The following is a 19621-nucleotide window of genomic DNA, read 5'->3' on the forward strand; positions in this document are numbered from 1 at the left end:
TCAATGGAGCGGTCATGGCCCTCCACCTGATCTCGATCCACCACGCCGAGCACGGCCTCGCCGCGGTCGAGTCGGTGACCCCTGCGGTGCCCGGGCTGGGACGGCGGGTGGTCGAGGGGGCCGAGGGCGTCCACGGTGCCGTGGTGCTGGCCACCTGCAACCGGGTCGAGGTCTACGTCGACGCCGACGGCTCCACCCACGAGGTCGCCGACATCGTGCGCGAGTCGCTCGGCACCACCGCCGGGTTCGTGCCCATGACCCTGCGCGAGGACGCCGCGGCCCTGCAGCACCTCTTCGACGTGGGCGCCGGTCTGGACTCCATGGTCGTGGGCGAGCGCGAGATCGCCGGCCAGCTGCGCCGGGCGCTGCGCGAGGCCCACGAGGAGGGCATCGCAACCGGCCTCCTCACCGAGACGATCGAGCAGGCGCTGCGCACCTCCCGCAAGGTGTCCCACCTCACCCGGCTGGCCGCCACGGGTCGCTCCGTGGTGTCGGTCGGCCTCGACCTGCTGGGCCGCGACTGGGCCTCCACGCGCGTGCTGCTCATCGGCACCGGCGCCTACGCGGGCGCGGTCGTCGCCGACCTGCGCGAGCGCGGGTTCGCCGACCTCGCGGTGCACTCCGGTTCGGGTCGTGCCGCCAACTTCGTGGCCTCGCACCCCGGGACCCGCGACGCCGGCCCCGACCTCGTCGCCGCCGTCGCCGACGCCGACGTGGTCGTGACCTGCCGCGGTCTGGGCGCCCCGATCCTCGGTCGCGACGACCTGGCCGCCGTGATGGAGCGCCGCGAGGGCGCCGACATCGCCCTTGTCGACCTCGCGATCGCCCGCGACATCGACCAGGCGGTGGTCACCGTCCCCGGCGTGCTGCTGCTCGACCTGCCCACCATCCAGCGCCACGTGCCCGACGCCTCGCACCGCGAGGCCGCCCGGGCGCGCGTGCTCGTCGACGAGGGCGTCCGCGACCTGGTCGGGCGCCTGCGCGGGCGCGAGATGGACCCGGTCGTCGTCGCCCTGCGCGACACGGTCAACGAGATGGTGGCCGACGAGGTCGCCCGCCTGCCGCACGGCCGCCCGATCACCGGCGAGGAAGCCGCCCACGCGCTGCGCCGCCTGGCCGCCCGGCTCGTGCACGTGCCCAGCGTCCGCGCCCGCAAGGCCGCCACCGAGGGCCGCTCCGACGAGTACCTGAACGCGCTCAACGAGCTGTGGGGCCTCGAGACGCGCAAGCGGCCCGTGCTGCGCAACCTCGAGCTCGAGGCGTCCGACCAGCACCTGCTGGACCAGGACGAGCAGGCCGCGATCGTGCCGCCCGACTCGCTCGACTGCGACACCTGCCCGATCACCGGGCTCCGCCTGTCCGACCTGGGTGAGCCCCGCCGACTGGAGGCCCTGTGACCTTCCCCTTCGACGCCGTCCTCGTGCTCTCCTACGGCGGCCCCCGCCAGCCCGAGGACGTGCTGCCGTTCATGCGCAACGCCACCCGCGGGCGCGGCATCCCCGACGAACGGCTGCTCGAGGTGTCGGAGCACTACCTGATGTTCGGCGGCGCGTCGCCCATCAACGAGCGCAACGACGAGCTCATGGACGCCCTGCGCGCCGAGCTGTCGCGCCGCGGGGTCGACGTGCCGGTCGTCATCGGCAACCGCAACTGGGACCCGTACGTCACCGATGCGCTGGCGCAGCTGGCCGCGGGCGGTGCCCGCCGGGTCGTCGTGCTGGCCACCTCGGCGTACGCGTCGTACTCGAGCTGCCGGCAGTACCGGGAGGACCTCGCCGCGGCGCTGGCCGACACCGGCCTGGAGTTCGACCTGGTCAAGGTCGGCCCGTTCGCCGAGACCGACGGCTTCGTGGCCGCGAACGCCGACGCGGTGCGGGACGCCCTCGCGGAGCTGCCCGGCGCGCGCGTGCTGTTCGTGTCGCACTCGATCCCGACCGCGATGGACGCCGCCTCCGGCCCCGGCGGCGACAACACCTACTCCGCCCAGCACCGCCGGGTGGCGCAGGCCGTGGCGTCCGAGGTCGGGCTGGCCGACGACGCCTGGGAGATGGCGTGGTGCAGCCGCTCGGGCGCGCCGCACATCCCGTGGCTCGAGCCCGACGTCAACGACCGGCTCGCCGAGCTGGCCGCCGACGGCGTCTCGTCGGTGGTGACCGTCCCGTACGGCTTCGTCAACGACCACATGGAGGTCGTCTACGACCTCGACACCGAGGCGCGGGCCACGGCGTCCGGCCTCGGGCTGGGGTACGTGCGGGCCGCCACCGTCGGCGTCCACCCCGCCTTCATCGGCATGCTGGCCGTCGCCCTGACCGACCCGCAGCCGGGTTCGGTGGGCGGGCTCGCGACCTGCCACGCCACGTGCTGCCTGCTCGGACGCCCCGGCGCGCCCGTGCTGCCCACGGCCTGCGCGGCCGACTGACCCTGTTGCGAGATCCCAGCGAACCGGAGAGAACCATGTCCCAGGCACATCACGGCAAGACCCCCGGCGCCCCGTTCAGCGGGGACCCGCGCGACACCTACGTCGCGCCCGAGGACGTCAACGCCGGCTCCCACTACGTCATGTACTCGGTCTTCACCATGGCCGGGCTCATGGCGGGCGAGGCGTCGGACCGCGCCGCCCACGCGGCCGAGACCGTCGCCGCCGTCGAGGCGACGGGGGTGACGATCCGCGGCTGGTACGACGTCGGCGGCTTCCGCGCGGACGCCGACCTGATGGTCTGGCTGCTGGCCGACGACCCCACGAAGCTGCAGGCGGCCTACCACGCGCTGCGCCGCTCGACCCTGGGCGAGGTGCTGGAGCCGCGCTGGAGCAGCGTCGGCGTGCACCGCCCGGCCGAGTTCAACAACGCGCACACCCCCGCCTGCTTCTCGGGCATCGCGCCGCGGCCGTGGCTGACCGTGTACCCGTTCGTGCGGTCCTACGAGTGGTACTACATGGACGGCTCGAAGCGCTCGCACATGCTGCGCACCCACGGCATGGCCGCCAAGGAGTTCCCCGACGTGCTCGGCTCGACGACCGCGGCCTTCGCGCTCGGCGACTACGAGTGGCTGCTGGCCTTCGAGGCCGACGAGCTGCACCGCCTCACCGACGCCATGCGCGCCCAGCGGGCCGTCGAGGCGCGCCTGCACGTGCGCGAGGAGACCCCGTTCTTCACCGGGCCGCGGGTCGAGCTCGCAGACTGGGTCGAGACCCAGCCCTGTGAGTGAACCGCGTCGCGGTTCCGGCTGGGGTGAGCGTCGGGCTGGGAGCGCCTCTCGGCGCGTGGCCGCTCGTAGCGGCTATGAGTGGAGCCCGGGGCTACCGCAGCCCGACGCCTGTACGAGGATAGGCGCCGCGTCGGCGTGAGCCAAGTGTCGCTCAGGTGAGGTCGCCGCTGCGCCACAGGCGGGCGTTCTCGGCGAGGTCGTGGGCCATGTCCTGCAGCTTCACGGCACGATCCAGCTCACTGCGACCCCGCGCGACCTCCGCCCGACCCGACGCCACCACGTGGCAGAACGCGGAGGCCCGCTCCAGCGCGATCGCGAAATCGCCGGTGAACGCCCCGCGCAGGATGGCGTCCGCGACACGCCGCACCTCGGCCGGGCCGGGCGGGTCGACGCCGGCGACGGCGTGGTTGGGCTCGGTGAAGCGGACGCCCGCGGCGTACTCGCGCGCCGCCCCGTCCGGGTCCGACACGGTCCACTCGCGAAGCAGGTACAGCCGCCACAGGGCGCCCGGCAGGGTGGCGGCAGGGCGGTGCGACCACAGGTCCGCCAGCGTCGACAGCCCGATCTCGTCCACGATCGCGACCAGCCGGGCGGTCACGCCCGGGTCCTCTGCCGCGCGCCCCACCCGCAGCAGGGCGGCGGCCGTCTCGTGGGCCGCGTGCAGCTGCGCGATCGGGTCGGTGCCCTGGCCGAGCGCCTCGAGGGCGTCCGGTGATCGGAGCACGGGCCGGTGCGGCCGCTGGGGGGATGTCACCCGACCAGCGTAGGCGCCCCGGCCAGGAGCCCGTCCTTGGCCTGCCTCAGCCGGTCACCACGTCCTTGCCGGCGGCCTGCCAGGCGCCGATGCCACCGCCCAAGTGCCAGGCGTCGACGAAGCCGAGCTGCCTCATCGCCTCGATCGCGGCTGCCGACCGGTTGCCGGACCGGCAGTAGACGGCGTAGGGGGCGCCGCGGTCCAGGCCGGCGACGGCGGCATCGAAGTCCCCGTTGATGTCGGCCGGCACCGCGCCCTCCAGGTGGCCGGCGGCGTACTCGGCCGGCGTCCGCACGTCGAGCACGACGACACCGGGCGTGTCCAGGGAGGCGGCGAACTCGGCGGCGTTCAGCGTGGCCCCGTAGGCGCGGGAGGCTTCGGCCGACGCCGCGGCCGGGCCGCTCGGCGCGGGCTCCGACGCGGTGCACGCGGCCCCGGTCAGGGCCACCAGGGCGGCGACGGTGACGGACGCGATGCGGCGGGCGCGCATGGGGACTCCTCGGTTCGGCGAACGGCTCGCGCCCATGATACCCCCATGGGTATACGGATCAGATCAGGAAGCGGTAGAACGGGCTGTCGGGGTCGACCGGTTCGGCGCGGATCGGGCTGCGGTCGAGCCGGTGCATGAGGTCGGGCAGCGACGTCGGGTCGCCGAGCTCGATACCGACCAGGGCGGGCCCCATCTCGCGGTTGCTCCGCTTGACGTACTCGAAGTGGGTGATGTCGTCCTCGGGGCCGAGCACCTCGTCGAGGAAGCGGCGCAGGGCGCCCGGCTCCTGCGGGAAGTTCACCAGGAAGTAGTGCTTGCGGCCCTCGTACACCAGCGACCGCTCGACGATCTCGGCGTACCGGGAGACGTCGTTGTTGCCGCCGGTGACGACCACGACGACGACCTCGCCGGGGTTGGCCTTCACCTGGCGCAGCGCGGCCGTGCCGAGGGCGCCCGCCGGCTCGGCGATGATGCCCTCGGTCTGGTACAGCTCGAGCATCTCGGAGCAGATCGCGCCCTCGGGCACCGACACCATGTGCGGGTGCAGCTGGGCGGCGATGCCGTAGGTGATGTCGCCGGCGCGGCGCACGGCGGCCCCGTCGACGAACGTGTCGATCCGGGCCAAGGTGGTCGGACGCCCCGCGTCCAGGGCCGCCGCCATCGAGGCCGCCCCGGTGGGCTCGACGGCCAGCACCTGGGTCGCGGGGGAGTAGGCGTTCAGCCACACCAGGCAGCCGGCCAGCAGCCCGCCGCCGCCGACGGGGATGATCATGCGGTCGGGCTCTCGACCCAGCTGTTCCACGACCTCCTTGGCCACCGTGCCCTGACCCGCGATGGTGCGGGTGTCGTCGAAGGCGGCCACCACGACGGCGCCGGTCTCCTCGGCGGCCGCCTTGGCGGCGGCGGAGGCCTCGTCGTAGGAGTCGCCCACGACGACCAGCTCGACGAACTCGCGGCCGAAGTGGCGCATGCGGTCGCGCTTCTGGCGCGGCGTGGTGGACGGGACGAAGATGCGACCCTTGATGCCGAGCGCAGCGCACGCCATCGCCACACCCTGCCCGTGGTTGCCGGCCGAGGCGGCGATGACCCCGGCCTGCCGCTCCTCCTCGGACAGTTGGGCGATGAAGTTGTAGGCGCCCCGGATCTTGTACGACCGCACGGGCTGCAGGTCCTCGCGCTTGAGCCACACCTCCGCCCCGGTCGCCGCCGACAGCCGCTCGGCGTACTGCAGGGGGGTGTCGTTGATGACCCCGGCCAGACGGGAGGCCGCGGCGTCCACGTCGGACGCCGTCACCGGCAGCGGGCCGCGGATCGCGTCAACAGGAAGGTGGCTCACCCGGACATTGTGCCCCCGTCACCTCGCCGGGGCCGGAGGCGTCCCACTCACGCGTGCTTGCGGGCCGGCGGCGCCACCTCGGGCGAGGTCTCACCCACCAGGTCGAACAGGTCGGGCTCGCCCCGCCTGAGGGCGGACGCCTCGGGCGGCTCGCCGGACGGCTTGCGCCCGATCACGGCCGGAACGGCGGTCGCGTCGGCCACCAGCTCGGGGGCGGCGATCTGGCGTAGCGGCTCCTCGATGGGGGTCAGCTCGCCCAGCTCGGCCTCGGTGACGTTGAGGTCGCGGAACCGGCGCGCGGTGACCATGACGCGGGTCTCCAGCGAACCCACCGACGCGTTGTAGGCCTTGACCGCCGAGCCGAGCGCGCGGCCCAGCTTGTCGACGTTGTGGCCCATCGTGCCCAGCCGCTCGTACAGCTCGCGGCCCAGCGTCGAGACCTGGGCGGCCGACTCGGCCAGCTTGGCCTGCTTCCACCCGTAGGCGACCGAGCGCAGCATGGCGATCAGCGTCGACGGCGTCGCCACCACGACGTTGCGGCCGCTGGCGTACTCGTGCAGGTCGGGGATGAGCCGCAGCGCCTCGAAGCCCAGCGCCTCGTTCGGCACGAACATCACGACGAACTCGGGCGTGCCCGGGTCGGCCTTCCAGTAGTTCTTGCCGCCCAGGGCGTCCACGTGGCCCTTCACGTTCTTCGCGAACAGCGCGAGGTGGTGCTCGCGGTCCCGCTCGTCCTCGGTCTCCTGCGCGTCGAGGAACGCCGACAGCGGCACCTTGGCGTCGACGTAGACGAACTTGCCCTCGGCGAGGGTGACCTTGAGGTCGGGGCGGATCACCCGATCCTCAGAGGTGGTCGAGGTGGACTGCTGGGTGAAGTCGCAGTGCTCGAGCATGCCGGCGAGTTCGGCGACCCGCTTGAGCTGCAGCTCACCCCACGCGCCGCGCACCTGCGGCTTGCGCAGCGCGGTCGACAGGGCGTTGGTCTCGCGGCGCAGCTGCTCGCCGGTGAACTGCACCGCGCGCACCTGCTGGGCCAGCTCGGTCGACATCGCGACCCGGGCCTTCTCCACCTCGGTGAGGCGCTCGTTGAACGCCGCGAGGCTCTCGCGGATCGGCGTCATCAGCTGGTCGGTCGCCCTGAGCCGGGCCTCGGCCGTGGCGTCCGCCTTCTTCCCCTGCTCGTCGAGCGCCTGGCCCGACAGCAGCTTGAACTCCTTCACCAGCGAGTCCCGATCCGCGGCGACCTCGATCGCCCGCGCCACCGCGGCGGCCTTCTCGGCCTCGGCGGCGACCACCTTCGCCTGCAGCGCGGCCACGGCCGCCTGGTGCTCGGCGGCGTCCGCCTGCGAGTCGGACGCCGTGGCCCGGGCCTCGGCGATCTGGGCGCGGGCGCGCTCCGCCTCCGCCCGCGCCTCCTGGACGCGCACCTCGGCCTGGCTCACCCGCAGCTCGGCGTTGGACACGTCGGCCCGTGCCCGCTCGGCATCCGCTCGCGCGCCCTGGGCCTCGGCGCGGGCGCCCTGGGCCTCGGCGCGCAGGCGCTCGGCCTCGACCCCGGCCGCGGCGTCGGTCGTGCGCCGCAGCACGAACCAGGCCACGGCCGCGCCCAACGCGGCCCCGACCAGCAGGGCGACCAGGAGGATGGCGAAGTTGTCCATGCGTCGATCCTGTCAGGGGCCTCCGACAATTTGTCCGAGCCACCGCCGGGGCGGCCCCAGACGGGCTGCGGCGATCGGGCAGGATGGGGGCATGTCCGCTGCGCACATCGCCGACCTGGCCCGCTTCGTGACCGCTTCTCCGTCCTCGTTCCACGCCGCGGCCGAGGTCGCCCGGCGCCTGGACGTGGCGGGCTTCACCCAGCAGGCCGAGGACGCCCCCTTCGCCATCGAGCCCGGCGGTGGCTACGTGCTGCGCGACGGCGCGATCGTGGCCTGGTACGTGCCCACCGACGCCGACGCGGCCCACTCGGGGTTCCGCATCGTCGGGGCCCACACCGACTCCCCGTCGCTCAAGCTCAAGCCCCAGCCCACCGCGTTCAGCGTGGGCTGGCAGCAGGCCGCTGTCGAGGTCTACGGCGGGCCACTGCCCAACCAGTGGCTGGACCGCGAGCTCGGCCTCGCCGGCCGCGTGGTGACCCGCTCCGGTGAGCAGGTGCTGGTCCGCACCCCGGCGTGGCTGCGCGTCCCGCAGGTCGCGCCGCACCTGGACCGGTCGGTCAACGAGAGCCTCAAGCTCGACCGGCAGGCCCACCTCAAGCCGGTTTACTCCGTCGGACGCCCCGACCTCGACATCCTCCAGCTCGTCGCCGAGCACGCGGACCTCGACTTCGCCGACGTCGCCAGCCACGACCTGTACTGCTACGTCACCGAGGCGCCGGCCGTGTTCGGGCCCACCGAGGAGTTCTTCGCCTCCTCCCGCCTCGACAACCTGTCCTCGGTGCACGCCGGCCTCGTCGCGCTGCTGGACGCCGAGTCCTCCGGCGATGTCACCGTCCTGGCCTGCTTCGACCACGAGGAGGTCGGCTCGTCCTCCCGCTCGGGTGGGGCGGGGCCGCTGCTGGAGCAGGTCATGCGCCGCCTCGCCGGGGCGCTCGGCGCCGAGGGCGACGCCTGGCACCGCATGCTCGCCCGCAGCTCGTGCATCTCGGCCGACGCCGGGCACGCGATCCACCCCAACTACCCGCACCTGCACGACCCCGAGCACCGCCCGCTGCTCAACGAGGGGCCGCTGCTGAAGCACAACGCTAACCTGCGCTACACCTCCGACGCCGCGAGCTCGGCGCTGTGGCGCCGCGCGTGCGAGGCCGCCGGCGTCCCCACCCAGGACTTCGTCTCCAACAACGCCGTCCCCTGCGGCAGCACGATCGGGCCCATGACGGCCGAGCGACTGGGCGTCCTGATGTGCGACGTGGGCATCCCGCTGCTGAGCATGCACTCGACCCGCGAGCTGGCCGGCACCAAGGACCCGGGCTGGCTGGCCGAGGCGCTCACCGCCTACTACGCGGGCGCCTGATGGCCGACATCGGGCAGTTCTGGGAGGACGCCCGCACCGCTGCCAAGCTGAACCCGCTGCAGGAGTACTTCGGTCCCCGCATGTGGGGCAGCATCACGCCCGAGTCCTACGCGTTCGGCGACAGCCCCGCGATGGCCGACGAACTGGCAGCGCTCGTCGTGGAGGGGCGCAAGACCGCCACGGCGAGCGCCCTGGCCGACTACGAGTCGGCGGGCGAACCGCTGCCTCAGCTCGGCGACCTCTTCATCATCGTGGACGGGGCCGGCGAGCCCCGGGCCCTCATCCGCACCACCGACGTGCGCGTGGTGCCGTTCTCGCAGGTGGACGCCGACCATGCGGCCGCCGAGGCGGAGGGGGACGGGTCGCTGGAACGCTGGCGATCCGGCCACCGCGACTTCTTCGAGCGCACGATCGGCTTCACCGAGGACATGCCCGTCGTGCTGGAGCGCTTCGAGCTGTTGTACCCGAGCCGCTGGAAGCCGTTGCTGGGCTGATTCGGGCCACGGCGTCCGGACAACTAGGATGCCCTCTCGTGGCACTCACCATCGGAATCGTCGGTCTCCCCAACGCGGGCAAGTCGACGCTGTTCAACGCACTCACCCGCAACGACGTCCTCGCGGCGAACTACCCGTTCGCGACGATCGAGCCGAACGTGGGTGTGGTGGGCGTGCCCGAGCCGCGCCTGGCCAAGCTCGCCGAGATCTACGGCTCGGAGCGCCAGCTGCCCGCCACCGTGTCGTTCGTGGACATCGCCGGCATCGTGAAGGGCGCCTCGCAGGGCGAGGGCATGGGCAACGCGTTCCTGGCCAACATCCGCGAGGCGGACGCGATCTGCCAGGTCACCCGCGTGTTCGAGGACGCCGACGTCACCCACGTCGACGGTGAGGTGAACCCCGGCAATGACATCGAGACGATCACCACCGAGCTGATCCTCGCCGACCTGCAGACGCTCGAGAAGGCGCTCGTGCGCGTCGAGAAGGAGGCTCGGATCCGCAAGGAGGCCAAGCCGAAGCTCGAGGCCATGCAGGCCGCCCTGGAGGTGCTGAACTCCGGCAAGACGGTGTTCGCGTCCGGGATGCTGTCCTCGCCGGAGACCGCCGAGCTGCTGCGCGACCTGTTCCTGCTGACCGCCAAGCCGTTCATCTACGTCTTCAACTGCGACCAGGACGAGCTGGCCAACGACGCGCTCCGCGAGAGGATGAGCGCCCTCGTCGCCCCGGCGGAGGCCGTGTTCCTCGACGCCAAGTTCGAGTCCGAGCTGGTGGAGATGGAGGAGGACGAGGCGCGGGACTTCCTCGCCGAGATGGGCGTGGAGGAGCCGGGCCTCGACAAGCTCGCGCGCGTGGGTTACGACACGCTCGGCCTGCAGAGCTACCTGACCGCCGGGCCCAAGGAGGCCCGCGCCTGGACGATCCGCAAGGGCGCCACCGCGCCCGAGGCCGCCGGGGTGATCCACACCGACTTCCAGAAGGGCTTCATCAAGGCCCAGATCGTCTCCTACGACGACCTCGTCGCCGCGGGCTCCGAGGCCGCCGCCAAGGCCGCGGGCAAGATGCGCCTCGAGGGCAAGGACTACGTGATGGCTGACGGCGACGTGGTCGAGTTCCGTTTTAGTCCAACGTCTAAGTAGCAAGACGTGGGCGGAACTCCACCAGAGAGGACCGCCCACCATGACCACCACCGCGAACCCCAACCTGTTCTGTGAGTGCCCCGACGATCGTTGCGCCGGCTTTCACCACGCCGTTGGCGACCCGTGCGGGTGTGCCCCGCTCCCCCTGGCCTGCGCCGTGTGCGGTCACGAGACCGACGCGCACCCGCGGGCGGGTGCGTGCGAGCTGTGCCCCGGCGGCGTCTGCCAGCCCATCGACGCGCCGGCCACCCTGCCGGGCGAGGATGATGAAGCGGACGCCGCCGCCACGATGAACGCGCTGATCCTGCCGGACGCCCTGGGCGACGGGGACGACGCGCCGGCCCCGTCGCCGGCCCCGTCGTGCCCCAGCTGGTGCACCGAACAGGCGGAGCACACCGAGGAGGCGGCCGAGCCGCGCGGGGAGGCGTACGTGCACCGCGCCCACGTGAGCGCGGATGGGGCGCCGTTCGTCGTGGACGTGGTGGCCTGGCAGTGGTTCGACCGGGACGCCGTTGAGCCGGCGCGCGTGCTCACGTGGACCCAAACCCGGGACGACATGACTCCGGCGGACGCCCGCGCCTACGCCGCGGCGCTCATGGCGGCGGCGGAGCTGGCCGGCGGTGCGGCATGAGTGCCGGCCAGTTGGGGGCGGGTCGGCACAGGTGGGGTACCGTGGCGCGCATGTACGCCGCCCGCTTCATTGCTGTCGCCCTGGCGATCGCAGTGCTGGCCGGATGCTCGGCGACGCCGGAGCCGGTTGCGACGGAGCCGACGACGGCGCCCCAACCCTCAGCCTCGGCCTCGGCGGCCTGGCCGTCGCCGTCGCACCTCATCCCGGGGACCGAACTCAAGGCCGGCCCCCGGGAGGGTGTGGTGGAGGGCCCCACGGGCGCCCTCCTGCGCTACGTGCCACCCGTCGCCGGCTGGGCGCCGGAGTGCCGGCCGGCCTCGGCGGACGAGCTGGCAGCGATGCGCCGACACGTGCAGGCGGTCGGGAACACGCCCAGCGCCGAGCGCGGCCCGGCCGTCGCCGTTGACTTGCCGGAACCCGGCTGGTCGGTCGTCGCCTACTGGAACACGTGGGCCAACGGCGAGGAGCATGACGCGGCGTTCGTGCGCGGTGCCAACGGCTACGCCTCGGGGATCGGCTGGGCGTGGCCGGGGACGCACACCTACGGGGGCGCGGCATTCGCAGACGGCCCCGAAGCGCTTAGGGCCGCCCGTGAGTGCGTGGGCGCAACGCCCTAGATGTAGACCGAGAGGCGCTCCCACGTCTTGCGACCCACAACGCCGTCAGCGTCGAGGCCGGCCCACGTCTGGTACTTGCGGATCGCGGCGTCGCTCTTGCTGCCGAGGATGCCGTCCACGACCAGCGGCGCGAAGCTGAGGCCGAAAGCCTCGCGCGCGATGTTCAGCTGGCGCTGAATCCGCGCGGTGACGCTGCCGGCGCCGTTCGCGCGATTGATGGAGCACCAGGTGGTCGAGTGCGCGCCGGTGTAGTTCTGGGAGGCGAACGGAGCGCAGCCGCCGCTGCCGTAGGCGTCGCGGTCGGCGTCGTTGTAGCCGGTGCGCTTCTTGCGCCAGCCGGGGGCGAGCTCCCCATAGCAGGCGTAATCCTTGCCGGTGTAGACCCGGCCGGGGCGGCAGGCCGCCCACGAGTTGCTGAAGGACACGGGGGCCCCTCCTTTTCTGCCGCGCGTGGCGGCGGTTGGGCTGGCGCTCGCTATGGCGTCAGCTGAACAGGGCGCCTCGTGGGTCACTACCGGCCCTCGGGGCGTCGCTCGGTGGCGTCGCCTGGGCGTCGCCGAATGTCGCATCCTGAGCGGGGACAACCTCGCCGGCCACGACGTGGGCGGAGCCGGCGGCCAGAGCGCGCTTGCGACGCTCCCGGCCACGCGCGGCCAGCTCGTCGGCGTTCTCGACCTCGATCCTCAGCCGGAGCATGGCGGCCGGGTTGATCCCGAGGCGGTCGGAGAGTTGGCGCGCCTCGCCGGCGGCGCGGAGGTCGCCCCGTTCGGCTTTGGTCATGAACCGGACGTACAGGGCGACCTCCCGGACGGTGGCCGGCGACTCGGCCCACAGGGTGGCCTGCGGCGACTTCCACAGGTCGGCCCAGTGGGCCAGCTCGGACGCCTCGGCGCCGTCCATCATGCCGTCCAGGGTGGCCAGCTCGACCTCAGCCTCGGCGACCCGCTTGCGCAGCCGGTAGCGCTTGCGGCGGTCGTCCTCGGCCTCGAGGTCGGCCTGCCAGCCGGCCAGGCGCTCGGCGACGCCCTCGCGCTCCCGCTGCAACCCGACGTCCGCCCCGGAGAGCGGCCAGGCGGGCGCCTTGGCGTCCGGGACCGCGGCCAGCTGGCGGAACCCCGACCCGCGGGCGCCGTGGCGCCTCTCGCGCGCTCCCCGCTTCGGCGGCGGCCCGGGCATCAGCCGGCCACCCTTCGGCGGTCCCGGGCGCGCTCACGGGCCCGCGCCCGGTCGCTCGCGCGACGCCGGCGGGCCCGGGCCTTGTGCGTCGGCCAGTCAGTCGGCGCCGGCGCAGACCTCAGAGCACCCCGGATACGGTCGTCCAGGGTGGGCACCGGCCGCGCCGGCTTGGCGTCCGGCCGGCCGGTGCGCTTCGTGGCCTGTCTCATCGATCCTCCTGTGTCCGTCGCGTGCTTGTCGCCCATGTCGCCCCGGCTGGGGAACCCTCCGGCGTCAAAGTCGGCAGCATCTCCCCGTGGAGGCTGGGAGGGGGTGGGGGGGGGGTCCCCACCCCCCTCGGCTTGGTCGAGGGCCGACGGCGTCCAGCTCGGCGAAAGGGGAACCAGTCCAAAGCTGAGCGGACGCCGTCGGCGGTCGGGCCGGCGGCCGGTGCGGTCGAGGGAAAGGAGACCTCGAGCGCGGTCCGGCCGCCGGGTTGCCGGCCGTGGGTCCGAGCACCAGGCGAGAGGGTGCGCCCGTGCGACTCCGCGCGCGTCCTGTCGTGTGCGTCGAGGACTCGGCCGGCGGCGCGCGCGGGCATGGAAGCGAACGGCACAACCAGGGCCAGCGCGCGCGGGTTCATCGGGGGCGGGGCTGGTAGTCGGTGCCTTCAGTCCAGCGGTGGCCCTTGGCCTTGGCGCGGAGCTTGTCGTCGAACGCGCGCGCCTGGGCGGTGCGGTCGTCGAGGATGACCGTCTCGGCGGGGGTGGGCCGGTTGGGTCGGCTGGCGTCGGCGATCATCGCGGCGAACTGCTTCGCGGCGTGGCTGTCGTCGGGGGTGCTCATCGGTGGGGGCCTCTCGTGGGTGGGGGGTCAGTAGCCGCGGCGGCGGTCGTGGTGGCCGGCGGCCTCGGCGTCGGCGTCGCGCCGGCTGGCGACCAGGCGGGGTTGGGCGCCGCAGTGGGTGGCGAACGTGTAGACGTTGCCGCGGGGTTGGGCGCCGGGCATGCCCTCGTGGATGTAGCGGTCCCACGCCTGCGGCGTGAAGTGGAACCAGGCGTGAACCTCGGCGGACGGGTAGCGCAGCCCAGCGGGGCCGGTGAGGTTCCAGCACGTGGCCACGGCGCGGCCGAGGTGGGTTTCGAGGTGCTGGCGGCGGTCACGTTCGGCGCCGGTGATCGTCGGGTCGTCGGCCTGCCAGAAGTCGGCGGCCCGGTCGGCGTAGAGGTCGCCGAGGATGGCCAGCAGCTCGGGCGCGTGCCGGCGGATCGCCTGCCGGCGTGTGCCGTCGAGGACGGCCAGGACCTGGGCGGCGTACTTGGCGCCATGGGTGGCGACCAGGCCGGCCAGGGTCGAGCGGGTGAACCGTTCGGCGTGGTCGTCGGCGCGGAGGTCGTCGAGGGTGAACGCCGGCTCGGTGGCGGTGAGCGTGTCGAGTCGGACGGCCAGGTCGCCCAGCTCGGCGAGCTCGTCGGCCAGGGTGGCAGGCATCGGCAGGTCGAGGGCGTCGAAGGCGGCGCACAGGTCGCCGAACCGGTTGGTGGGGTCGCCGAAGTTGTCGGCGGTGGACGACATGCGGATGCGCGCGTTGTCGGCTCTGACGGTGGCGGCCGGGACGCCGGCCGGCGTGGTGCGGGTGCTCATGGGGTCGATCCTTCGAGGTGGTCGTCGAGGGTGCGGGAGGGGATCAGCCAGCGGCCGCCGGTGAACCGGCCGTCGAGCTGAGGCGCCAGCCGGGTGGCTTGGCGGCGGCTCACCCCGAGGAGGGCGGCGGCCTCGCTGGTGCTCATCATGGGTTCAGGCTCGTCGATCGGCTCGGCGGGTATGTCCTCGTGTCCTCCCGGGGACAGGACGCCGGCCAGTCGATCGAGGGCGCGGGACGGTGGCAGGCCGTCGCGGCGGCGTTCGCGTTGGGCGACCCGGACGGCGTAAGCCACCGCATCGACGGCAGGGCCGGCCAGGAGCACGACGGGGCCGACGCGGGTGCAGACCTCGGGGCCGGCGTCCTGGGCGATCCTGACCCCGCGTGGCGCGTGTGGCGTGGTGCTCTGGCTCACGCTGCCCCCTCGGCTGCCGCGTGGGCGGCTCGAGCGGCTTGGCGGCCGGCCGGCGTGCCCATGTCATGGCCGGCCCACACGCCCCACGTCGCGCCGAGGTCGAGGGCGGCGGCCAGGCACGCGCCGGCCACCGGGCAGAACGGGCAGTAGCCGGCGGCCTCGGCCCGATCGGCGGCCTTCTCGGACGTCCACAGGCCGCGCGGGAGCTTGGGCTCGGTGCAGGCCGTCCACGGGGCGGCGGTCGTCGTCGTCATGGCGTGGTCCTCTCGTCGGTGGTGCTGGCGTCCCGGACGCCGTCGGGGTCGAGCGTCAGGCCGGCCACATGCTGGGCGTTGGTCCAGGCGTTGGGCCCGTGAAGGTCGAGGGCGGCCAGGTCGTAGGCGTGGGCGGCGGCCTCAGGGGTGGAGTGCAGGCCGAGGTGGACGGGCCGGCCGTCGCGGCGGATGCTGGCCTGCCACTTGTCCCCGGCTCGGGTGACGCCCTTGAACCCGGTCGAGTTGTCCGAGCGGAGGGCGGCGCGTTGGCGGTCGTACCTCATGGCCGGCCACCCTCGGCCTGCGTCGTTTCCGCGTCGGCACCTTCGCTGCCGAACGTCCCCGAACCTGAACCTCCCCAAATACAGGGGAGGTTCGGTAGGTTCGGAAGGTCCCGGCCCGGTAGGTTCTCGGCATGTTCGGCACCTTCGGGACGTCCGAGCTTGTAGGTGATCCCTCCACCGCGGCCGGCCCGCTTCTCGACGGCGAGCGCCCCGGCCGCGGCCATGGCGTTCCGGACGTTGGTGAACGCGCCGTCCTTGCGGCCGACAGCGTCGGCCAACTCCTTGCCGCTCAGCCCCTCGGGATGGACGGACAGCACGGCCAGGATGGCGGCGGCGGTGTCAACGTCTCGCCGTTCCTCACCGGCGGCCTTGCGCGAGCCGGCGCCTGACAGGCTCAGCGTTCGCGTGTCCGGGTCGAAGTCGAGCGCGTCCTCCTCGAGGTCAACGTCTCGGCCGATGGCGCGCACGAACCGCCGGCCGCCCTTGTCGTCGTCCTCCTTGGTCAGGAGGACGATGCTGTCGGCCCAGTCCTCCAGGGCGGACGCCCCGCGGACGCGCTCCCCCTGCCACCCCGCGTGGGCGGTGAGGATGAGGTCGAGGGCGCCGACCTCGGCGCGGGCGAACCGGTCGAGGTCGGCAAGCCACGCCGTCACTTCGCCGATGTCGTTCTGCGACTGGCCGGAGTAGGCGCGGCCGAACGGGTCAACGATGAGCGACTCGACCCGCTGGGCGCGCAGCAGTTCGGCCAAGTCGGCGCGGTCCTCGGGATCGGCCAACGGGTTCCGCCGGCCGCGGAGGTTGACCAGGAACAGCCGATCAGCCGGCACCCCGACGTCGGCCGCCCACCGCGCCAGCTGGGCGGCGCTCACCTCGAAGTTGAGGAATGCGGCCCGGGCGTCGGGCGCGATCGGCCGAACGGCCAGCGACCCGAGGAACGGCGCGCCGGTGATGAGCGATCGCGCGAGGTTCAGGTTGAAGGTGGTCTTGCCGGTCTTGCGCTGTGCCACGACCAGAGTGGACGCCTCCCACGGGATCAGCTCGGCGACGCGGGCGTCCGGCTCGGTCGGCCGGGCGAGCACTTCGGCGAGCGTGCCAGCGTCGAACGGCGGGGCGTCCGGGCGCCTCTCGGCGGCCAGGATGGCGCGCGCGTCGCTGTCGACCCGTAGTGCGCGGACGCGCTCGGCGACCTCTCGGGCGTGCTGGGCGCGCCGCAGTGCGTCGGCGTCGACCTCGGCGGCGGTGGAGCCTGTGAACGTCTCCCACACCTGCCCCGACTCGTCCACGTGTTCGCCGATCGTGACCAGCTGGGCGGCGTCGACCTCGGTGACGTTGGGCGGTGCGAGCTCCCGGACGCCGGACAGGTCGCGCGGCTGCGCCTTGCGGAACGCGGACGCGATCGTGCGCAGCGACTCGACCCGGGACAGGCCGGCACTCATGGCGGCCTGCAGGAGGGTGTCCCGGACGGTTGGCGCGTCGAGGGCGCCGGACGGGAACAGGCCGGCCAGGCTGAACGCTGCCGCGTTGAGGGTGTCGTTTCGCTGCCCCTCGGGTGCGCCGGCCACGGCCTCGGCCTCGCGGGCGAGGGCTGTGGCGGCGTAGCGGGTCCGGCCGTCGAGGTCGGCGACCACCACGGGCGCGCCGGTGGGCTCGGGGCGCTGGCGCGGGCCCTTGAGCGCGTCCAGCCAGGACAGGCCGCCGGACGCCGTGGGCGCCTCGGTGGCGGCCTTGGCGGGCTCGGGGCCGGTCACAGGGCACCCCCGGCGGAGTCGGAGCCGTAGACGACGCGCAGGGCGCCCTCGTAGCGCAGGAAGTCGACCAGGGCGTAGGCGGCGAACCGGCCCAGCCTGAGCGCCAGGGCGCGCGGGTCGGTCGAGTGTGCGGCGACCCACTCGGCGGCGTCCGGGTCACGCCGCAGGATGGCCAGCATCAGCGACCGGGCGTCCTCGGCGACCTCGGGGGACTCGTAGGACGGCCGGACGACGTCCGGCGCCTCGGCGACCTCGTCCGGAGCCTCGCCGGCGCCCACTGGCGGCGCCTCGGCGTCCGGCGGGGTCGGGGTCAGGTAGGCGACGTGCACGCTCCCGGAGGCGCCACGGGCGGCCATGCGCGCCAGCTGGCGGGCCGCGGCGTCGGCGGTGAGGAACACGCGCCGATGCACTCGGCCGCCGGCCAGGTGGCGGGCGACGATGTACGCCGGCCCGCTGGCGGGGTCGGGCGGAGCTATGCTTGCCGTGCGCGGGCGCGCATCCTTTCGGACGCCGTCCCCCGGTCGAGGGGGGCGGCGTTCTGCGTTGGGCTGGGTCATGCGGACGCGGCCCCCTTGGTGCCAGCCCGCAGGAGGGCGGCCAGGGCGGCGCGCTGCGCCTCGGTCAGGGGCGGAGCAGCGTCCACGACCTCGGTGATGTGTTCGGCCAGGCGGGCGGCCTTGAGGTCGCGGCGGGCGGCCAGCAGCTCGGGGTCGTCGGGGGTTCGGGAGCGGGTGAGGGCCGCGATACGTCCGCGCTCGACCCTCCAGTTGGGGGAGATGGTGGCGGCGTTGGCGGTGGTGGTCATGGGAGCCTCCGGGCGTGAGTCAACGACTCGCGCGGCTCCTACGGCTCGGGGGAGTTCGGCCCCTTCGTAGTGATGCGCGGACGGTGCCCGAAGCGATCCACTCGATACCCCGTGCCCGCGTGTGAAGCTCGAACCGTGGCCGGGGGGCTAGCTGTTCCGTGCGCTGGCTCGTTCTCCAGCTATTCGACATAGTAGCTCGGCCGGTCGGCCGAGTTCCAGCAGGGGTCAGGCGTCCGGCGCGCCGGCCCTCCACTCGATGGCGACGGTGTCCGGGTCGAACACCTTCGAACCGTGCGCCCCACGGTGCAGGGTGACGGTCATAAGCGCGTCGATCACCTTCTGGCGGATCATCAGGGGGGCGGCGTCGAACGCATCGGCCGGGTTGGCGGCGGCCAGGACGGACGCCGGGCCGGCGCCCGACATGAGGCGCACCTGCTCGCGCTCGGCGGCCAGAATCTCGGCGCGCGCCTTGTCGGAGGCGACCGCGTAGCGGCGGCCGTCGATGTGTCCGGCGTCGTAGTCGGCCTCGATCTGGGCGAGCCGATGCCGCGCCCGGTTCGCAAGCTCGAGGGCCTCATGGACCAGCGTGTCGTCGGCCGCGTGGGGGATGAGCTGCGCCAGGTCCGGGCGTGACAGCCTCTCCCGAACCACTGCGACCACGTAGGCGTCAACCTGGGCGCCGGACCGCGCCAAGCAGCCGGCCTTGCAGCGGTACCGGTTCCCCGACCAGCTGTACACCTTCGCGCCGCACTCCCCGCACTCGTAGAGGGACGACCCGAGGTGCTTGGCGTCCGTCCCGCGCCGGTTCGTCTTGCGCCTGGGGTCGGCCAACAGCGCCCCGGCGGCGGCGAACTGCTGGGCGGAGACGATGGCCGGCCACGACCCTTCTCGCTGGGTGTCCTCGCCGCGGTAGGTGGAGCGGCCGGCGTAGCGGGCGTTGGTGAGAATCCCGGACACCGTGGAGGGGTTCCACCGTCCCCCCCGCCGGGTGGGTGTGCCGGAGTCCTCCAGCCAGCGCGCGAGGCTGCGCAGCGAGTCGCCGGCGGTGAACCGGTCGAACACCTGCCGCACGATGGCGGCCTCCTCGGGGACGAGTTCGCCGCGCAGCGTGTAGCCGGTCAGCCGGACGCCGGCGGGTGGCTTGCCAAGCTCGGCGCGCTGCCGTTGCGCCCGAGACTGGCGGGCGCTCTTGCGTTCCACTTCGCCCCGCGCGACGGCCGCCTTGATCCGGGCGAACAGCCGGCCACCGTCGGTGGTCAGGTCGGCCTCGCCGTTCGCGGTGACCAGCAGCAGGCCGCGCGCCTCGGCGGCCTCGATCCAGTCCTCCAGCTGCCTGGGCTGGCGGGTGAGCCGGTCCAGGTCCCAACAGATCAGCGCCCGGAACCGGCCGCGCTCGAAGTCCTCCACGAGCCGGTTGTAGCCGGGCCGGTTCTTCCGCGCGTCGCTCGCGCTGATCGAGTTGTCGACGTACTCCTCGACGACGTCCCAGCCGCGTTGCTTGGCGATCGCGCGGCAGTCCTCGCGCTGGCGATCGACGGCGAGCTGTTCGCCGGTCCGGTCGAGGGACACGCGCAGGTAGATCGCCGCGGGGATGGTGGGCGCCGTCTTCGTCATGGATCTAGCGTATCACTTGACGTTGGT

Annotated in this window: 23 protein-coding genes; 8 read left to right on the plus strand and 15 right to left on the minus strand. The window is 73.5% G+C overall.

Translation table 11 applies throughout. The features are described from left to right. Window positions 1–14 precede the first annotated feature (14 nt). The 3 genes from J4N02_RS04635 to hemQ are packed head-to-tail and all read left to right on the plus strand — an operon-like array spanning window position 15 to window position 3207. Window positions 15–1397 carry a glutamyl-tRNA reductase gene (locus J4N02_RS04635; protein ID WP_188332562.1) on the plus strand — a complete coding sequence of 461 codons (1383 nt, stop codon included), beginning with the start codon at window positions 15–17 and terminating at the stop codon, window positions 1395–1397. Then, window positions 1394–2419 (plus strand): ferrochelatase, encoded by a 1026-nt coding sequence (gene hemH, locus J4N02_RS16765; RefSeq protein WP_243760869.1) that lies wholly within the window; start codon window positions 1394–1396, stop codon window positions 2417–2419. The genes J4N02_RS04635 and hemH overlap by 4 nt, the downstream gene beginning before the upstream one ends. A 35-nt stretch (window positions 2420–2454) precedes the next feature. Further along, window positions 2455–3207 carry a hydrogen peroxide-dependent heme synthase gene (hemQ, locus tag J4N02_RS16770; RefSeq protein ID WP_223202095.1) on the plus strand — a complete coding sequence of 251 codons (753 nt, stop codon included), beginning with the start codon at window positions 2455–2457 and terminating at the stop codon, window positions 3205–3207. Between the two features lie 151 nt (window positions 3208–3358). Here the strand turns inward: hemQ and J4N02_RS04645 are convergent, their stop codons facing one another. From J4N02_RS04645 to J4N02_RS04660, 4 genes are read right to left on the minus strand one after another with little or no spacing between them, the layout of a single operon-like run. Continuing rightward, window positions 3359–3961: a hypothetical protein gene (locus J4N02_RS04645; RefSeq protein WP_188332563.1), complete on the minus strand. Its 603-nt coding sequence runs from the start codon at window positions 3959–3961 to the stop codon at window positions 3359–3361. Window positions 3962–4007: 46 nt separating this feature from the next. Then, complete coding sequence (locus J4N02_RS04650) at window positions 4008–4451, minus strand: rhodanese-like domain-containing protein (protein WP_188332564.1); 444 nt, start codon at window positions 4449–4451, stop codon at window positions 4008–4010. A gap of 58 nt (window positions 4452–4509) precedes the next feature. After that, the gene (gene ilvA / locus J4N02_RS04655) at window positions 4510–5787 is read right to left on the minus strand and encodes a threonine ammonia-lyase IlvA (RefSeq protein ID WP_243760870.1); all 1278 of its coding nucleotides are present in this window, start codon (window positions 5785–5787) and stop codon (window positions 4510–4512) included. 47 nt (window positions 5788–5834) lie between these two features. Further along, a complete protein-coding gene (locus J4N02_RS04660) occupies window positions 5835–7445 on the minus strand; it encodes a DNA recombination protein RmuC (protein WP_188332565.1) in 1611 nt (536 codons plus the stop codon). A 91-nt stretch (window positions 7446–7536) separates the two neighbouring features. On the opposite strand from J4N02_RS04660, the gene J4N02_RS04665 reads away from it, so the two are divergent. Genes J4N02_RS04665 through J4N02_RS04685 form a run of 5 tightly spaced genes read left to right on the plus strand, consistent with a single transcriptional unit; the run spans window position 7537 to window position 11677 of the window. Further along, the gene (locus tag J4N02_RS04665; RefSeq protein ID WP_188332566.1) at window positions 7537–8799 is read left to right on the plus strand and encodes a M18 family aminopeptidase; all 1263 of its coding nucleotides are present in this window, start codon (window positions 7537–7539) and stop codon (window positions 8797–8799) included. Continuing rightward, window positions 8799–9293, plus strand: coding sequence for an ASCH domain-containing protein (locus tag J4N02_RS04670; protein ID WP_188332567.1), 495 nt, complete (start codon window positions 8799–8801; stop codon window positions 9291–9293). The genes J4N02_RS04665 and J4N02_RS04670 overlap by 1 nt, the downstream gene beginning before the upstream one ends. 38 nt (window positions 9294–9331) lie before the next feature. Next, on the plus strand, window positions 9332–10429 hold the full coding sequence (gene ychF / locus J4N02_RS04675; RefSeq protein ID WP_188332568.1) for a redox-regulated ATPase YchF: 1098 nt from the start codon (window positions 9332–9334) through the stop codon (window positions 10427–10429). Window positions 10430–10469: 40 nt separating this feature from the next. Next, the gene (locus tag J4N02_RS04680) at window positions 10470–11060 is read left to right on the plus strand and encodes a hypothetical protein (protein WP_188332569.1); all 591 of its coding nucleotides are present in this window, start codon (window positions 10470–10472) and stop codon (window positions 11058–11060) included. 50 nt (window positions 11061–11110) lie between these two features. Continuing rightward, complete coding sequence (locus J4N02_RS04685; RefSeq protein WP_188332570.1) at window positions 11111–11677, plus strand: hypothetical protein; 567 nt, start codon at window positions 11111–11113, stop codon at window positions 11675–11677. Here J4N02_RS04685 and J4N02_RS04690 read toward each other — a convergent pair. The 11 genes from J4N02_RS04690 to J4N02_RS04740 all read right to left on the minus strand — a co-directional run bounded on the left by J4N02_RS04690 (window position 11674) and on the right by J4N02_RS04740 (window position 19594). Further along, on the minus strand, window positions 11674–12102 hold the full coding sequence (locus tag J4N02_RS04690; protein ID WP_188332571.1) for a peptidoglycan-binding protein: 429 nt from the start codon (window positions 12100–12102) through the stop codon (window positions 11674–11676). The genes J4N02_RS04685 and J4N02_RS04690 overlap by 4 nt on opposite strands. Before the next feature lie 58 nt (window positions 12103–12160). Next, entirely contained in the window at window positions 12161–12853 is a 693-nt protein-coding gene (locus tag J4N02_RS04695) for a hypothetical protein (RefSeq protein WP_188332572.1), read from the minus strand. Window positions 12854–13471: 618 nt separating this feature from the next. Next, a complete protein-coding gene (locus J4N02_RS04700; RefSeq protein WP_188332573.1) occupies window positions 13472–13678 on the minus strand; it encodes a hypothetical protein in 207 nt (68 codons plus the stop codon). A gap of 27 nt (window positions 13679–13705) precedes the next feature. Then, window positions 13706–14476 carry a hypothetical protein gene (locus tag J4N02_RS04705; protein WP_188332574.1) on the minus strand — a complete coding sequence of 257 codons (771 nt, stop codon included), beginning with the start codon at window positions 14474–14476 and terminating at the stop codon, window positions 13706–13708. Continuing rightward, entirely contained in the window at window positions 14473–14889 is a 417-nt protein-coding gene (locus J4N02_RS04710) for a helix-turn-helix domain-containing protein (protein ID WP_188332575.1), read from the minus strand. Before J4N02_RS04710 ends, J4N02_RS04705 begins: the two co-directional genes overlap by 4 nt. After that, window positions 14886–15143, minus strand: coding sequence for a WhiB family transcriptional regulator (locus J4N02_RS04715; protein WP_188332576.1), 258 nt, complete (start codon window positions 15141–15143; stop codon window positions 14886–14888). Before J4N02_RS04715 ends, J4N02_RS04710 begins: the two co-directional genes overlap by 4 nt. Continuing rightward, window positions 15140–15427, minus strand: coding sequence for an AP2 domain-containing protein (locus J4N02_RS04720; RefSeq protein WP_188332577.1), 288 nt, complete (start codon window positions 15425–15427; stop codon window positions 15140–15142). Before J4N02_RS04720 ends, J4N02_RS04715 begins: the two co-directional genes overlap by 4 nt. Beyond that, entirely contained in the window at window positions 15424–17175 is a 1752-nt protein-coding gene (locus J4N02_RS04725) for an AAA family ATPase (protein ID WP_188332578.1), read from the minus strand. Before J4N02_RS04725 ends, J4N02_RS04720 begins: the two co-directional genes overlap by 4 nt. Further along, the gene (locus J4N02_RS04730) at window positions 17172–17573 is read right to left on the minus strand and encodes a hypothetical protein (protein ID WP_188332579.1); all 402 of its coding nucleotides are present in this window, start codon (window positions 17571–17573) and stop codon (window positions 17172–17174) included. Before J4N02_RS04730 ends, J4N02_RS04725 begins: the two co-directional genes overlap by 4 nt. Before the next feature lie 155 nt (window positions 17574–17728). Then, entirely contained in the window at window positions 17729–17980 is a 252-nt protein-coding gene (locus J4N02_RS04735) for a hypothetical protein (protein WP_188332580.1), read from the minus strand. A gap of 225 nt (window positions 17981–18205) precedes the next feature. Continuing rightward, on the minus strand, window positions 18206–19594 hold the full coding sequence (locus tag J4N02_RS04740) for a recombinase family protein (protein ID WP_188332581.1): 1389 nt from the start codon (window positions 19592–19594) through the stop codon (window positions 18206–18208). Window positions 19595–19621 lie beyond the last annotated feature (27 nt).

Source organism: Propioniciclava sp. MC1595, assembly GCF_017569205.1.
GTDB lineage: Bacteria > Actinomycetota > Actinomycetes > Propionibacteriales > Propionibacteriaceae > Propioniciclava.